This window comes from Rhizobium sp. T1470 (assembly GCF_042140505.1).
Taxonomy (GTDB): Bacteria; Pseudomonadota; Alphaproteobacteria; order Rhizobiales; family Rhizobiaceae; genus Rhizobium; species Rhizobium favelukesii.
The window spans coordinates 2,301,522-2,316,024 of sequence record NZ_CP148091.1 but is presented as its reverse complement, the minus strand read 5'-3'; the positions used below and the strand labels follow the sequence as shown (position 1 = coordinate 2,316,024).

Below are 14,503 nucleotides of genomic sequence, written 5' to 3'. Positions count from 1 at the left end.
GAATGATCCACGCTCGGCGCCAGCTTGCCGTTCGAGAGCACACTGATATATCATCGACGTTACAGTCGCCTTCGCGACCCGCCGACATTTTCCGAAGCCACGGATATGCGAATGCAGAATTCACTTAGTCACCTTGCCTATCTCACCCTGGAACATGCGATCGTGACGCTGACGTTGCAGCCGGGCGCCTTGGTCACCGAGAAGCACCTGATCGACCTTGCGGGCCACGGGCGTACGCCGGTACGCGAGGCAATCCAGAAGCTGGCGTGGCAAGGGCTGATCGTGGTGAAGCCGCGTGTCGGGTTGCAGGTGGCCGAGATCAAGCCGACTGACCATGAGAATGTGATGCAGGTTCGCCGAGAGCTCGAGCCGATCGCGGCCGCACTGGCTGCCGACTTTGCCACATCAGAGCAGCGCAAAGAGCTGGGCGAATGCGCAGAGGCGATGGAAGTTTGCGCCGCAACCGGCGACCTTGCGGCATTCTTCGCCGCGGACAAGGCCTTTGACGAAATTCTCGAAGAAGCCTGCCCCAACGCCTTCATCACGTCAGCCCTTGGACCGGTTCAGACCCATTCGCGTCGGCTCTGGTCAGCGTCCACCAGTCCCGACCGAATGGATCAAACCATCTCGCTGCACGTGGCAGTCATGCGGGCCATCCAGCAGGGCAAGTCAAAGGGCGCCGGCCAAGCGATGAGCGCACTGATCAAGTATCTCAGCAGCCATGATTGAAAACGGCCCCATTGAGGGGCCGTAAACTAAGTGTGTCGTGGCGGGCTTTAACCGACGAATGCACGTTCGATGACGAACTCCGCCGGCTTGCTGTTTGCGCCCTCGTTGAGGCCGGCCTTTTCCAGCAGATCCTTGGTGTCCTTCAGCATTGCAGAGGAACCGCAGATCATGCCGCGATCGATTGACGGATCGAGCGGCGGAACACCGAGATCCGCGAAAAGCTTGCCTGATGCAATAAGATCGGTGATGCGGCCGCGATAATCGAAATCCTCGCGGGTGACCGTCGCATAGTGGCGAAGCTTGTCGCCGACGACTTCCCGCAGAAGTTCGTCGCTCTTGATCTCGTCGACGAGATCGAAGCCGTACTTCAGCTCCGCAACGTCGCGGGTCGTATGGGTGAGGATGACTTCCTCATACGTCTCATAGGTTTCGGGATCGCGGATCAGGCTCGCGAAGGGGGCGATTCCGGTTCCGGTCGAGAACATATAGAGGCGACGGCCGGGTGTGAGCGCGTCGAGCACTAGCGTGCCCGTGGGCTTCTTGCGCATCAGGACCTGGTCGCCGGGCTTGATCGCCTGCAGATGCGAGGTCAGCGGGCCGTCCGGCACCTTGATCGAGAAGAATTCGAGCTCTTCAGCCCAGGCGGGGCTTGCGATCGAATAGGCGCGGAAAATCGGCTTGCCTTCGACCATAAGGCCGATCATCGCGAATTCGCCGGACCGGAAACGGAAACCCAGCGGGCGCGTCATCGTGAACCGGAACAAGCGATCCGTATAATGTGTCACGCTAAGCACGGTCTCGGCATAGACTCCAGCAGGAATCGGGGAGGCGAAGTCTTCGGTCTTTGCAGGGGCGTTCATTTCGGTATCGGGTCCCGTATTCGTCGCGCAATGTTTTCTATGCCAGCGAGATATTACAAATAGTGCTGCGATTAAAGGTATTCCATTCTTTCTCAAGCAACTTGCACGAAATATGCGTGTCATCATCAGGATTCCGGCGCCTTGCGACGCTTCGTCGCTTTTGCGCTGGCGAAGCGAAGCAAAGGATGCATATTAGGCAAAAACCGCGCCTGCCGGGCGTGGACGCCATAGGCTGCTCGGGGAAACATGAAGATTTTCAATTACAAGCGCGTACCTTACGCAGAGATGCGCGCATTTTCGGTCCATATTCTGACGGCGTCCGGCTCCTTCCTAGCGTTTCTCGGCGTGGTCGCTGCTGGCGAACATCGTTTCATCGACATGTTCTGGTGGCTCGGCCTTGCACTTCTCGTTGACGGCATTGATGGACCGATCGCCCGCAAGGTCAGTGTCAAGGAAGTGCTGCCAAACTGGTCGGGTGATACACTCGACAATATCATAGACTATGTGACCTATGTCCTGCTGCCAGCCTTTGCGCTCTATCAGAGCGGCATGATCGGCGAACCATGGTCCTTCGCGGCGGCAGGCATGATCGTCGTATCGAGCGCAATCTACTACGCTGATACCGGCATGAAAACGGACGAGTACTTCTTCTCGGGCTTCCCGGTGGTCTGGAACATGATCGTCTTTACGCTCTTCGTGATCGATGCCAGCGCGATCACAGCACTTGCCGTCGTCATCGTTTCCGTCATCCTCACCTTCCTTCCGATCAATTTTCTCCACCCCGTCCGGGTCGAGCGCCTGCGGCCGCTCAACCTCGGCGTCTTCTTCGTATGGTCGGCGCTCGGAATGTATGCGCTTCTGATGCATTTCGTCGTCCCGCAATGGGCGCTTGTCCTCTTTATCCTCAGCGGTATCTACCTCTACTGCATCGGCGCCGTGCTGCAGTTCTTCCCGGCGCTTGGACGCCGCGATTAGGAGAAGGCGATGGCAAAGACGCAGGCGGTCTCATTCAGAAAGACCGGCGGACCCGAAGTTCTCGAATATATCGATATCAACCTGCCGCCACCCGGTGCAGGAGAAGTCCAGATCAAACACGCTGCCATCGGCCTCAATTTCATCGATGTCTACTTCCGGACCGGCCTCTACGAGGCGCCGCATCTGCCTTTCGTGACGGGCAAGGAAGCGGCCGGCACCGTAACCGCGGTCGGACCTGGCGTTGAAGATTTGAAGATTGGCGATCGCGTCGCCTACGCGGGCTCGGACGGCGCCTACAGCGTCGAGCGAAACATCGAAACGAAGCACGTCGTCAAGGTCCCGGACGGAATTCCGCTAGAAACTGCAGCCTCGATGATGCTGAAGGGGATGACCGCGCAATATCTGCTCACCCGGACGTACAAGGTTGGACCGGGTACTGCGGTTCTATTCCACGCGGCAGCCGGCGGCGTCGGTCTCATTGCCGGCCAATGGGCCAAAGCGCTCGGCGCAACCGTGATCGGCACCGCGGGGTCGGACAGCAAGGTGCGTTTTGCACTCGAGCATGGCTACGATCACGTCATCAACTACAATACCGAGAATTTCGCAGAGCGTGTGCGCGAAATCACCGGTGGCGCTGGCGTCCACGTCGTCTATGACTCGATCGGCCGCGACACGTTTCCGCAATCGCTGGATTGCCTGAGACGGCTCGGTATGTTCGTCTCATTCGGCCAGTCCTCGGGGCCGATCGAGAACTTCACGCTCGCCATGCTCGCACAGAAAGGATCGCTCTTTGCAACGCGGCCCACACTTTTCACATACATCGCCACACGCGAAGAGCTAACCAATTGTGCAAACGCGTTATTTGATGTTGTTTTGAGCAACAAAGTGCGTATCAGTATCAACCAAACCTATCCATTGCGTGACGTCGGGCGGGCTCACATGGATCTCGAATCCAGAAAAACTACCGGAACTACGCTGCTGATCCCATAATGACCCGAACGGGCACGGTCGGCAGAGAGAAATGAGGGGAACGTGTCGTTATCTGATGTGCCGGGTTCCGGTGCGTTACTGTCGGTCCAGCAACTGACGAAACTTTTCGGCAGCTTTGCTGCCTGCGACCACATCGACCTCGATATCGCCCCCGGCGAAATCCATGCTCTCCTTGGTGAAAACGGCGCCGGCAAATCGACGCTCGTCAAGATGCTGTTCGGCGTGCTCGAGCCGACCGAGGGCAACATCCTGTGGGAAGGCCAACCGGTTTCGATCGGTTCGCCAGGCGACGCCCGCATGCTCGGCATCGGCATGGTCTTTCAGCATTTCTCGCTCTTCGAGGCGTTGACGGTCGCTGAAAACATCGCGCTTTCGCTCGATGACAGCATTCCGATCGGCAGGATCGCGGAAGAGGCAAGGGCGCTCTCGCGCGCCTATGGCCTGCCGCTCGACCCCCATGTCCACGTCGCTGATCTTTCCGTCGGCGAACGCCAACGCATCGAGATTGTGCGCGCGCTGCTGCAAAATCCCAAGCTCATCATCCTCGACGAGCCGACATCGGTGCTGACGCCGCAGGAGGCCGACAGACTTTTCGAAACACTTTTCAAGCTGAAGGCGGAGGGCAAATCGGTCCTCTACATCAGCCATCGGCTGGAGGAGGTGCAGCGCATCTGTGATCGCGCGACCGTGCTGCGCAACGGCAGGGTCACGGGCGCTTGCGATCCACGTCAGGAGACGCCGGCTTCTCTTGCCCGCATGATGGTTGGCAGCGACGTCGCGACGGTTACGCATCCCGACCGCGGCAACAAGGGCGATGTGCAGCTTTCGGTCACCAATCTTTCCGTTGCTGCACGCACTCCCTTCGCAATGCCACTCAGGGAGGTGTCTCTGGCCGTCCGTTCCGGCGAGATCCTGGCGATCGCGGGTGTTGCCGGCAATGGACAGGGCGAACTCTTCGACGCTCTTTCGGGAGAATATCCAGTGAGTTCGCCGGACGCGATCACGATCCGCAAGAAAGCCGTCGGTACCCAGGGCATCACAGCTCGGCGCCTCCTTGGCGCCGGCTTTGTGCCGGAAGAACGCCACGGCCACGCGGCCGTTTCGGCCATGAAGCTCTCCGACAATCTCGTGCTGGCACGCAGCCAATCCGACCGCAGAACCTTTCTTGGCGGCGCTTTTCTCAAGGTGATCCGCCGCGGCGCGGTCAAGACCGCGACCAAGCGGATCGCCGACGCGATGGATGTGCGCAAGAGCGGCGAGGACCCGGCGGCAGGCTCGCTTTCCGGGGGAAACCTGCAGAAGTTCATCGTTGGCCGCGAGCTTGACCGCCAACCAGCGGTTCTCGTCGTCAATCAACCGACATGGGGCGTCGACGCGGGAGCGGCGAGCCGCATTCGTCAGGCACTAGTGCCGCGCCACAGAGATTATGACTCTTTGACGGGGTAAGCTTTGCGGAGCTTTTGGCGGGCTTTTTCGGTTGTGAACATCCATTGGATCTTTGCGCCATTAGCGTTGCGTTGCTGCTCCCAGGCTGCGACTTCGGCGATTATGGTGTCTTTATTGTCGATACGACGGTCGAGGCATTGGCTGCGCAGGACACCGATCTCGATCTCGACCATGTTGAGCCAACTGGCGTGCTTGGGCGTGTGGTGGAACTCCAGTCGCTTCAGCACCCTTCGAGCCTCCGGGGCTGGAAATGCGTCGTAAAGCGCCCCGGCGGAATGGGTGGAGAGGTTGTCCATCACCACGCGGATGATCGGGGCGTCGGGATAATCGACGTCGACCAGTTCGCGCATGCACTGGGCGAAGTCTTGGTTGGTTCGCCGATCGGTGACCTTCACCCTGCGCCAGGGCTGGTGGGCGTCCATGAAGACAAACAGATTGACCGTGCCGTTTCGGCGATACTCGCAGTCGTAGCGTTCAAGCTGGCCAGGCTTGGCCGCAATGGGCTCGCGCACTTCGCCGATGAGTTGGGTCGGGCTCTCGTCGAAGCAGACCACGGGCCTTTGTGGATCAGGCGTCTCTGCGTAGAGGTCGAGAACATCCTCCATGCGCGCGACGTATTCCCCATCGAGCTTTGGGATGCACCACATGTCTTTGCGCCAAGGTTTGAGATGATTCTCAGCCAGCCGGCGACGTACGGTCTCCGAGGACAACTCGTCATGATCGGTGAGTCGGACCATCTCATCGGCCAGAAGCTCCAGGGTCCAGCGGGCTCGCCCGGGCGGCGGCTTTGAGCAGGCGGTCGCCACCAACAGCGCCTCCTCCTTGCTCGATAGCTTGCGCTCAACACCCGGGCGCGGTTCTTCACTGAGCGCGCCTTCCAGATTGGCTTCCACAAACCGGCGCTTGGTCCGGTAAATCGTCGATCCGCTGACGTTCAAGGTTGCCGCGATCACCTCGTCGCTGAAGCCTTCGTCCGCCGCCACCAGGATCTGGGCGCGCTTGATCTTGCGCGACGCATGGCGTCCCCCGCTCAACAAAACGGCCAGTTGATCACGTTCCGATTGGCTAAGCTCTACGTGAAACTTTATATTCATCGACACCTCCTTCAGCGCGGAGACGCAGATGAATCCGAAAATGAGTCCCTCACTTGACCCGCAAGCCGCAACGGCAAGACATGGCCTTACGCAAGTCCAAGGCCAGTACCTGGCCTTCATCTACGCCTACAGCCGCATCTTCAAACAGCCTCCGGCCGAAGCCGACATGCGTCGCCACTTCGCCGTTACGGCTCCGTCTGTTCACCAGATGGTGCTGACCCTCGAGAAGGCAGGATTTATATCCCGCGTGCCAGGCGCAGCACGCAGCATCCAACTTCTCATCCCACCAGAAGACTTGCCCATTCTACGATAACCCAACCCGTCATAATCTCTGTGGCGCGGTACTAGTCGATCTGGCGCGCAACGGCTCGGCAGTCGTCGTCATCAGCCAGGACCTTGACGAAATATTCGAGGTCGCAACGGAGATTGCCGTGATTTCTGAGGGGCGGCTTTCGCAACCTTTCCCGGCGGGAGAACTGTCACGTGAGAAGATTGGTCTTTTGATGGGCGGTCTGCACGAAAGCAAGACCGCGTCGGAGACCGCCAATGCGCATTGAACTAGAAAAGCGGCCGCAAGCATCGAAGCTCTATGGCTTCGTGTCGCCTTTGCTGGCATTGCTGCTGACGCTGCTCGCCGGGGCGATCATGTTTGCCATTCTAGGCAAGGACCCGATCGAGGCACTGGACGCGTTTTTCCTTGAGCCGTTGCTGGAAGTCTGGTCGCTGCACGAACTTGCGGTGAAGGCAGCGCCGCTGATCATGATTGGCGTCGGGCTGGCCGTCTGCTATCGCTCCAACAACTGGAATATCGGCGCCGAGGGACAGTTTACGATCGGCGCGATCACGGGCTCCATTCTGCCGATCCTGTTCACCGAGTGGCATTCGCCGATGGTGCTGCCCTTGATGCTCATCATGGGCGCGATCGGCGGCGCTTTGTTTGCGGCCATTCCAGCGCTGCTGAAGGCGCATTTCAATACCAACGAAATACTGACGAGCCTGATGCTCGTTTATATCGCACAGCTCTTCCTCGATTGGCTGATCCGCGGCGCCTGGCGCAATCCTCAGGGCTTCAACTTTCCAGAAAGCGTGCCGTTTGCGCCGGAAGCTACGCTGCCGGCGATCTGGGAAGAATCCGGCCGCGCCCATTGGGCCTTCGTTTTTGCGATTGTCGCGGCGATTCTCGTTTGGTTCATGCTCAAGTATACGCTGAGAGGGTTTGAGATCGTCGTTCTCGGACAGTCCGAACGGGCAGGACGCTTCGCCGGCTTTTCGTCGAAGAAGATGATCTGGTTCAGCTTTCTATTCTCGGGGGCGCTTGCCGGACTTGCCGGCATTTCGGAAGTCTCCGGATCGATCGGACATCTACAGCCTGCGATTTCTCCCGGCTATGGCTTCACGGCGATCATCGTCGCGTTTCTCGGACGGCTGAATCCACTCGGTATCGTCGCATCCGGCCTTGTGCTCGCGCTGACCTACCTCGGCGGCGAGGCTGCGCAGCTGTCGCTCGGCGTGTCCGATAAGGTGACCCGCGTCTTCCAGGGATTGCTGCTCTTCTTCGTGCTCTCGTGTGACACCCTCATCTATTACAAGATCCGCATCATCTGGTCGCGAGTCCGGGGAGGCGTTGCATGAGCATCTTCGAAGCGATTCTGCTGACCGTCATTACTGCGTCCACGCCGCTGGTCATTGCCGCGCTTGGCGAACTCGTCGCCGAGCGGTCCGGCGTTCTCAATCTCGGCGTCGAAGGCATGATGATCATGGGGGCTGTTGCAGCCTTCGCGAGCGCGCAAATGACCGGCTCTCCCTATATCGGGCTGCTGGGCGGAATTGTCGCCGGCGCGCTGTTCTCGCTGCTCTTCGGCTTTCTCACTCTGACGCTGGTTGCCAACCAAGTCGCAACCGGCTTGGCGCTAACCATCCTCGGACTTGGCGTTTCGGGAATGCTGGGGGAAGGCTTTGTGAGCGTACCTGGCGTTCGCCTAGCGCCAATCGTCGTCCCTTACCTTTCCGACATTCCGCTCTCGGATCTGTGCTGTTCCGTCAGGACCTGACCTTTTATCTGTCGCTCGCATTGATGTTTGGCGTGAGCTGGTTCCTGTTCCGCAGCCGCACCGGCCTGAAGCTGCGCGCAATCGGCGATAGTCACGGCTCGGCCCATGCTCTCGGCATCAGTGTTATCCGTACGCGCTACCTCGCGGTCATGTTCGGTGGCGCCTGCGCGGGACTAGCGGGAGCGCAGCTTTCTCTCGTCTACACGCCGCAATGGGTGGAGAACATGTCTTCCGGCCGCGGTTGGATCACGCTCGCACTCGTCGTCTTCGCATCCTGGCGTCCATGGCGGGTTTTTGCCGGCGGCTATCTGTTTGGCGCTGTGACGATCCTGCAGCTTCACGCCCAGGCTTTCGGCGTCGGTATCCCGGCTCAGTTCCTGTCAATGCTGCCCTATGCAGCGACTATTGTGGTTCTTGTCATCATTTCTCATAATCGGCGTACGACGTTGATCAACACGCCCGCGTCGCTGGGAAAACCGTTCGTGCCGGAGCGCTAAACAAAAGAATGAGACGCGTTTCCGGAAGCTTCAAACCAACAGGGGTTATCATGAAAAAACCAGCACTTGCACTTGCCGCATCGGCTGCCGCCGTCCTGAGCCTCGGCTCCGTGGCGCAGGCTGCGGACAAGACCAAAGTCTGCTTCGTCTATGTCGGATCACACACCGACGGCGGCTATTCGCAGGCTCACGATCTCGGTCGCCAGCAGATCCAGAAGGAATTCGGCGACAAGATCGACACGCCTTACCTTGAGAACGTGCCGGAAGGCCCCGACGCCGAGCGTGCCATCGAGCGTCTCGCCCGTTCGGGCTGCAAGCTGATCTTCACGACGTCCTTCGGCTTCATGGACGCCACCGTAAAGGTCGCAGCGAAGTTCCCGAACGTGAAGTTCGAGCATGGTACCGGCTACAAATCCGGCCCGAATCTCGCGACCTACAACTCGCGCTTCTATGAAGGCCGTTACATCCTCGGTCAGATCGCAGCCAAGACATCGAAGAACCACGGCGCCGCCTACATCGCCTCCTTCCCGATTCCGGAAGTTGTCATGGGCATCAACGCCTTCGAGCAGGGCGCCCGCTCAATCGATCCCGACTTCAAGCTGAAGGTCATCTGGGTGAACACCTGGTTCGACCCGGGCAAGGAAGCCGATGCCGCAAAAGCCATGGTCGACCAGGGCGTCGACGTACTGACGCAGCACACGGATACCACCGCTCCGATGCAGGTTGCTGAGGAACGCGGCATTCATGCGTTCGGTCAGGCCTCCGACATGATCGCAGCCGGTCCGAAGGCCCAGCTGACGGCAATTGTCGACACCTGGGGCAACTACTACTCCAAGCGCGTTCACGCGCTGCTTGACGGCACCTGGAAGTCCGAGCAGAGCTGGGATGGTCTGAAGGACGGCATCCTCAAGATGGCCGACTACACCAATATGCCTGATGACGTGAAGAAGATGGCTCAGGAAACCGAAGCCAAGATCAAGTCGGGCGAATTGCATCCCTTCACCGGCCCGATCAACAAGCAGGACGGTACTCCCTGGCTCAAGGCCGGCGAGAAGGCTGACGACGGCACGCTGCTTGGCATGAACTTCTACGTCGAAGGCGTAGACGACAAGCTGCCGAAGTGATTTCGGCCAGCAATTAGCACATGCGAAAAGGCGCTCGTTTCGAGCGCCTTTTTTGCTGCATCGCATACTAAAAAGTGCATTTACAAAAGTAATACTATATGATTTTTTCCTATGCGTGCCGCGAGAGGCGGCTTTGGGAGGAAATCATGAAATTGAAGACCGCACTCTTGGGTGCCACGGTTCTGGCTGCCTGCATGTTCGGCTCGGCATCGGCTGCAGAGCTCGTTGTGGGCTTTTCGCAGATCGGCTCCGAATCTGGCTGGCGCGCTGCCGAAACCACCGTCACGAAGGAACTGGCCAAGAAGCGTGGCGTGGACCTGAAGTTTGCTGACGCGCAGCAGAAGCAGGAAAACCAGATCAAGGCGATCCGCTCCTTCATCGCGCAGGGCGTCAACGCCATCTTCCTGGCGCCGGTCGTAGAAACCGGCTGGGACGCCGTTCTAAAAGAAGCGAAGGAGTCCGAAATCCCGGTGATCCTGCTCGACCGAACGATCAAGGCGCCTGAAGACCTCTACCTGACCGCTGTCACCTCAGATCAGGTTCATGAGGGCAAGGTTGCCGGCGACTGGCTTGTAAAGACCGTTGGCGACAAGGCTTGCAACATCGTCGAGCTTCAGGGCACGACCGGTTCTTCGCCAGCCATCGCCCGCAAGAAGGGCTTCGAGGAAGCCATCGCGGGCAAGGCAAACTTCAAGATCGTTCGCAGCCAGACCGGCGACTTCACCCGCACTAAGGGCAAGGAAGTCATGGAAAGCTTCCTGAAAGCTGAAAACGGCGGCAAGGATATCTGCGCCCTCTACGCTCACAACGACGACATGGCCGTGGGCGGCATTCAGGCGATCAAGGAAGCCGGTCTGAAGCCGGGCAAGGACATTCTCGTCGTCTCTATCGACGCGGTTCCTGATATCTTCAAGGCCATGGCAGCCGGAGAGGCGAACGCGACCGTGGAGCTGACGCCGAACATGGCAGGTCCCGCATTCGACGTGCTCGATGCATACCTGAAAGACAAGAAGGGCCCGCCGAAGTGGATCCAGACGGAATCGAAGCTCTATACGCCGGCTGACGATCCGATGAAGGTCTACGAGTCGAAGAAGAACCTCGGCTACTGATTTTGACGCTGGAACCGCACCGGTCCATCATGGGCCGGTGCGGAACTGCCGAATGCCAGTCGGGACTTCATGTCCGTCCACGGCGCGGCATTGTCGGTCCACATCAGGAAAAGCCGCTTTCATGATTCACGATTTCGAGAACGTTCTAACCGCCTCCGGGATATCGAAATTCTTCCCGGGCGCCATTGCGCTCGACAAGGTCGATTTCTCGCTGCGCAAGGGCGAGGTGCATGCGCTTCTGGGCGAAAACGGTGCCGGAAAATCAACGCTCATCAAATGCATTACGGGTGCCTATCACCGCGATCAGGGCAGGCTTGCTCTCGATGGCGCCGAAATCAATCCGTCCGATACGCTCGCGGCCCAGAAGCTCGGCATCGGCACGGTGTATCAGGAGGTCAATCTCCTCCCCAATCTGAGCATCGCCGAGAACCTATCCCTCGGGCGCCAGCCGAAGCGGTTCGGCATGATCGATGTACGGGCGATGAACCGGCAGGCGCGGGCACTGCTTGAGCAATACGGGATGGACGTCGATGTGACCGCGCAACTCGACCGGTTTTCGGTCGCAGTGCAGCAGGTCGTGGCGATCGCGCGCGCTGTCGATTTGTCGGGTAAAGTCCTCATTCTCGACGAGCCGACTGCAAGCCTTGACACGCAGGAAGTCGCGATGCTCTTTCGTATCATGCGGGACTTGAAAGAACGCGGCCTTGGCATTGTCTTTATTACTCATTTCCTGGAGCAGGTTTATGAGGTCAGTGATCGCATCACAGTGCTGAGAAATGGCAAATTGGTCGGCACTCGCGAAACATCCGAGCTGTCTCGCCAGAGCCTGATCTCGATGATGCTCGGTCATGAATTGGCGAATGCCGAAGCAACAGCGCGGGCGCATTCGGTTACAGCCGGTCCGGTCAAATACAGGTTCGAAGGCTACGGCAAGCGTGGCAAGGTGAAGCCGTTCAACCTTGAGGTCCGCGTCGGCGAGGTGGTGGGCGTTGCAGGCTTGCTCGGGTCCGGCCGCACGGAGACTGCCGAGTTGCTTTTCGGGATCGAGCAGGCTGACGGTGGAACGGCACAAGTCGACGGTAAGCAGGTTGCGCTCTCGAATCCGCGTGCGGCCATCCGCAGCGGCTTCGGTTTCTGTCCGGAGGATCGCAAGACGGACGGGATCATCGGCGACCTTTCCATTCGCGAGAACATTGCCCTGGCGCTGCAAGCACGGCGAGGCTGGGCCCGGCCGATTTCTCGCGCCGATCAAAACGCCCTGGCCGACCGCTACATCAGTGCGCTCGACATCCGGACGACAGACAGGGAGAAGCCGATACGTCTGCTGTCAGGCGGCAATCAGCAGAAAGCGATTCTTGCGCGCTGGCTGGCCACCAATCCGGACTTCCTGATCCTCGACGAGCCGACCCGCGGCATCGACGTCGGCGCACATGCCGAGATTATCCGCTTGATCGAAGATCTCTGCGCGAAGGGCATGTCACTGATCGTTATTTCTTCGGAATTGGAAGAACTTATCGCCTATAGCTCACGTATCTTGGTCCTTCGCGATCGCGAGCATGTCGCGGAACTGACGGGAGACAATGTCAACACCGCGCGCATCGTCGACGCCATCGCTGCCGCCCAAAAGAAGACGGAGGACGCATGAGGTCGTCGCTCAACGCACTGCTGATCCGGTTGGCGCCGCAACTCATCGCGCTTGCGGTCATTCTCATATTAAATTTCATTATGTTCCCGCAGTTTTTTAATGTTGTTGTTCAGAACGATCGGTTTTATGGCAGCCTGATAGATGTGCTAAACCGCGGCGCGCCTGTTGCCTTGTTGGCAGTCGGCATGACGCTCGTGATTGCGACCAAGGGGATCGATCTGTCGGTCGGCGCGGTGATCGCGATCTGCGGCGCCGTTGCCGCTTCATCCATCGTGTCCGGCCATTCGCTGGTCATGACGCTGCTGGTAACGGTGGGAGTCGGGCTGCTTTGCGGGGTATGGAACGGCCTTCTAGTCGCCATACTCAACATCCAGCCGATCATCGCCACGCTTGTGCTGATGGTTGCCGGACGCGGGATTGCTCAGCTCATCACCGAGGGTGTCATCATGACCTTCAACGATGAAGGGTTGATCGCGCTTGGCAGCGGCTCCTTCGCATTCCTGCCCATGCCTGTCATCATATGGCTGGTCATGGGCGCCCTGGTGATTCTGCTCGTGAGGCGCACGGCGCTTGGCATGCTGATCGAAGCAACCGGCATTAATCGACGTGCAAGCATGCTTTCCGGCGTGCGAACGCCCGTACTGCTGATGGCCGTTTATATGTTGAGCAGCCTTTGCGCCTCGATCGCCGGAATCATCGTCGCAGCCGATATCAAGGGCGCCGATGCAAACAATGCTGGGCTCTGGTTGGAACTCGACGCGATTTTGGCCGTCGTCGTGGGCGGCAACTCTCTGCTGGGCGGACGCTTCAGCATCCTCGGCTCACTGATCGGCGCAATGATCATTCAGGCTGTGAACACCGGCATTTTGCTCTCAGGATTTCCGCCGGAGTTCAACCTGATCATCAAGGCGGTGATCGTCATCGTGATCCTCGTCATTCAGTCGCCGGCAATTCAATCGGCGGCCGTGGTTCTAGGCCGGCGATCGAGCAGCGTCGGGGAAGGGCAGATTCAATGAACTCGAAATATCTTCCGCTGCTGGCAACGGTCGTGATCTTCGTTCTCTCCTATGCAATCTGCACGTTGCAGTATCCTAACATCCTGTCTACCCGCGTGATCGGCAACCTATTGACTGACAATGCCTTTCTCGGCATCGCAGCGGTCGGCATGACGTTTGTCATCATCTCGGGCGGCATTGACCTATCGATCGGCTCGATCATCGCTTTCACCGGCGTGTTCCTGGCCGTCATCCTGCAGAACACCACAATCCATCCGCTTGTTGCGTTTGTCCTGGTGCTAATCATCACGACCGCCTTCGGTGCGGCAATGGGCGCGATCATTCACTATCTGGAAATGCCGGCTTTCATCGTGACACTCGCGGGCATGTTCCTGGCACGCGGCATGGCGTTCGTGCTGTCGATCGACAGCATTCCGATCAATCACGACTACTACACGACGCTGACAAGCCTCTATTACAGGATGCCGGGCGGTGGTCGGCTGACGCTAATCGGCGGCGTCATGCTTCTCGTCTTTGTCGCCGGCATATTCCTGGCGCATCGCACGCGCTTCGGTACCAATGTCTACGCGCTCGGCGGCGGCCCACAGACGGCGCAGCTCATGGGCGTTCCCGTGGGGCGAACCACGATCCAGATCTATGCATTGTCCGGCTTTCTTGCTGGTCTATCCGGAATCGTTTTTTCACTCTATACGTCGGCCGGTTATTCTCTGGCAGCAGTCGGCGTCGAGCTGGATGCGATCGCAGCAGTCGTCATTGGGGGGACGCTGTTGACCGGAGGGGCGGGATTCGTGGCAGGCACCTTCATCGGTATCCTGATACAGGGCCTCATTCAGACCTACATCACCTTCGACGGGACGCTCTCGAGTTGGTGGACGAAGATCTTGATCGGCCTTTTGCTTTTTGCATTCATTCTAATGCAGAAGGTTATTCTCTTCCTTTCCAGTATGAATAAGAGGTATGCCTGAGC

At 58.8% G+C, this 14,503-nt stretch carries 12 protein-coding genes and 3 pseudogenes; 13 read left to right on the top strand and 2 right to left on the bottom strand.

The features are described from left to right. The first annotated feature begins 111 nt into the window (after positions 1-111). Entirely contained in the window at positions 112-729 is a 618-nt protein-coding gene (locus tag WGT02_RS11710) for a GntR family transcriptional regulator (protein WP_024314842.1), read from the top strand. A 47-nt stretch (positions 730-776) separates the two neighbouring features. On the opposite strand, the gene WGT02_RS11705 is transcribed toward WGT02_RS11710, so the two are convergent. Next, positions 777-1,589: a ferredoxin--NADP reductase gene (locus tag WGT02_RS11705; protein WP_208250402.1), complete on the bottom strand. Its 813-nt coding sequence runs from the start codon at positions 1,587-1,589 to the stop codon at positions 777-779. A gap of 246 nt (positions 1,590-1,835) precedes the next feature. Here WGT02_RS11705 and pcsA point away from each other — a divergent pair, with 246 nt between their 5' ends. From pcsA to WGT02_RS11690, 3 genes and pseudogenes are all read left to right on the top strand, one after another. After that, positions 1,836-2,564: a phosphatidylcholine synthase gene (gene pcsA / locus WGT02_RS11700; RefSeq protein WP_208250411.1), complete on the top strand. Its 729-nt coding sequence runs from the start codon at positions 1,836-1,838 to the stop codon at positions 2,562-2,564. Between the two features lie 9 nt (positions 2,565-2,573). Continuing rightward, complete coding sequence (locus WGT02_RS11695) at positions 2,574-3,554, top strand: quinone oxidoreductase (protein WP_208250413.1); 981 nt, start codon at positions 2,574-2,576, stop codon at positions 3,552-3,554. Positions 3,555-3,596: 42 nt separating this feature from the next. Continuing rightward, positions 3,597-4,964 (top strand): annotated as a pseudogene (locus WGT02_RS11690) (ABC transporter ATP-binding protein); the annotation flags it as partial. Between the two features lie 14 nt (positions 4,965-4,978). On the opposite strand, the gene WGT02_RS11685 reads toward WGT02_RS11690, so the two are convergent. Next, complete coding sequence (locus WGT02_RS11685; RefSeq protein ID WP_208245192.1) at positions 4,979-6,094, bottom strand: IS630 family transposase; 1,116 nt, start codon at positions 6,092-6,094, stop codon at positions 4,979-4,981. A gap of 28 nt (positions 6,095-6,122) precedes the next feature. Here WGT02_RS11685 and WGT02_RS11680 point away from each other — a divergent pair, with 28 nt between their 5' ends. The 9 genes and pseudogenes from WGT02_RS11680 to yjfF all read left to right on the top strand — a co-directional run bounded on the left by WGT02_RS11680 (position 6,123) and on the right by yjfF (position 14,501). Next, positions 6,123-6,407, top strand: a complete 285-nt coding sequence (locus tag WGT02_RS11680) for a LexA family transcriptional regulator (protein WP_225039569.1) — start codon at positions 6,123-6,125, stop codon at positions 6,405-6,407. 31 nt (positions 6,408-6,438) lie between these two features. After that, positions 6,439-6,651 (top strand): annotated as a pseudogene (locus tag WGT02_RS11675) (ABC transporter ATP-binding protein); the annotation flags it as partial. Further along, complete coding sequence (locus WGT02_RS11670) at positions 6,641-7,726, top strand: ABC transporter permease (protein ID WP_208250415.1); 1,086 nt, start codon at positions 6,641-6,643, stop codon at positions 7,724-7,726. The pseudogene WGT02_RS11675 and the gene WGT02_RS11670, both read left to right, overlap by 11 nt. Further along, a pseudogene (locus WGT02_RS11665) lies at positions 7,723-8,642 on the top strand (ABC transporter permease). Before WGT02_RS11670 ends, WGT02_RS11665 begins: the two are co-directional and overlap by 4 nt. A gap of 50 nt (positions 8,643-8,692) precedes the next feature. Further along, on the top strand, positions 8,693-9,766 hold the full coding sequence (locus WGT02_RS11660; protein ID WP_208250416.1) for a BMP family ABC transporter substrate-binding protein: 1,074 nt from the start codon (positions 8,693-8,695) through the stop codon (positions 9,764-9,766). A 146-nt stretch (positions 9,767-9,912) separates the two neighbouring features. Beyond that, positions 9,913-10,875 carry a galactofuranose ABC transporter, galactofuranose-binding protein YtfQ gene (ytfQ, locus tag WGT02_RS11655; protein ID WP_208250418.1) on the top strand — a complete coding sequence of 321 codons (963 nt, stop codon included), beginning with the start codon at positions 9,913-9,915 and terminating at the stop codon, positions 10,873-10,875. Between the two features lie 121 nt (positions 10,876-10,996). After that, on the top strand, positions 10,997-12,520 hold the full coding sequence (gene ytfR / locus WGT02_RS11650) for a galactofuranose ABC transporter, ATP-binding protein YtfR (RefSeq protein ID WP_208250420.1): 1,524 nt from the start codon (positions 10,997-10,999) through the stop codon (positions 12,518-12,520). Further along, positions 12,517-13,536, top strand: a complete 1,020-nt coding sequence (locus tag WGT02_RS11645) for an ABC transporter permease (RefSeq protein ID WP_024314852.1) — start codon at positions 12,517-12,519, stop codon at positions 13,534-13,536. The genes ytfR and WGT02_RS11645 overlap by 4 nt, the downstream gene beginning before the upstream one ends. Continuing rightward, positions 13,533-14,501, top strand: coding sequence for a galactofuranose ABC transporter, permease protein YjfF (gene yjfF / locus WGT02_RS11640; protein WP_024314853.1), 969 nt, complete (start codon positions 13,533-13,535; stop codon positions 14,499-14,501). Before WGT02_RS11645 ends, yjfF begins: the two co-directional genes overlap by 4 nt. Positions 14,502-14,503 lie beyond the last annotated feature (2 nt).

Excerpts from the sequence above, each read along its gene's own strand:
- WGT02_RS11705 (WP_208250402.1), bottom strand. The coding sequence starts at position 1,589 with ATGAACGCCCCTGCAAAGACCGAAGACTTCGCCTCCCCGATTCCTGCT.
- WGT02_RS11645 (WP_024314852.1), top strand. The coding sequence starts at position 12,517 with ATGAGGTCGTCGCTCAACGCACTGCTGATCCGGTTGGCGCCGCAACTC.
- ytfQ (WP_208250418.1), top strand. The coding sequence starts at position 9,913 with ATGAAATTGAAGACCGCACTCTTGGGTGCCACGGTTCTGGCTGCCTGC.
- WGT02_RS11710 (WP_024314842.1), top strand. The coding sequence starts at position 112 with ATGCAGAATTCACTTAGTCACCTTGCCTATCTCACCCTGGAACATGCG.
- WGT02_RS11660 (WP_208250416.1), top strand. The coding sequence starts at position 8,693 with ATGAAAAAACCAGCACTTGCACTTGCCGCATCGGCTGCCGCCGTCCTG.
- WGT02_RS11695 (WP_208250413.1), top strand. The coding sequence starts at position 2,574 with ATGGCAAAGACGCAGGCGGTCTCATTCAGAAAGACCGGCGGACCCGAA.
- WGT02_RS11685 (WP_208245192.1), bottom strand. The coding sequence starts at position 6,094 with ATGAATATAAAGTTTCACGTAGAGCTTAGCCAATCGGAACGTGATCAA.
- WGT02_RS11670 (WP_208250415.1), top strand. The coding sequence starts at position 6,641 with ATGCGCATTGAACTAGAAAAGCGGCCGCAAGCATCGAAGCTCTATGGC.
- WGT02_RS11680 (WP_225039569.1), top strand. The coding sequence starts at position 6,123 with ATGAATCCGAAAATGAGTCCCTCACTTGACCCGCAAGCCGCAACGGCA.
- yjfF (WP_024314853.1), top strand. The coding sequence starts at position 13,533 with ATGAACTCGAAATATCTTCCGCTGCTGGCAACGGTCGTGATCTTCGTT.
- pcsA (WP_208250411.1), top strand. The coding sequence starts at position 1,836 with ATGAAGATTTTCAATTACAAGCGCGTACCTTACGCAGAGATGCGCGCA.
- ytfR (WP_208250420.1), top strand. The coding sequence starts at position 10,997 with ATGATTCACGATTTCGAGAACGTTCTAACCGCCTCCGGGATATCGAAA.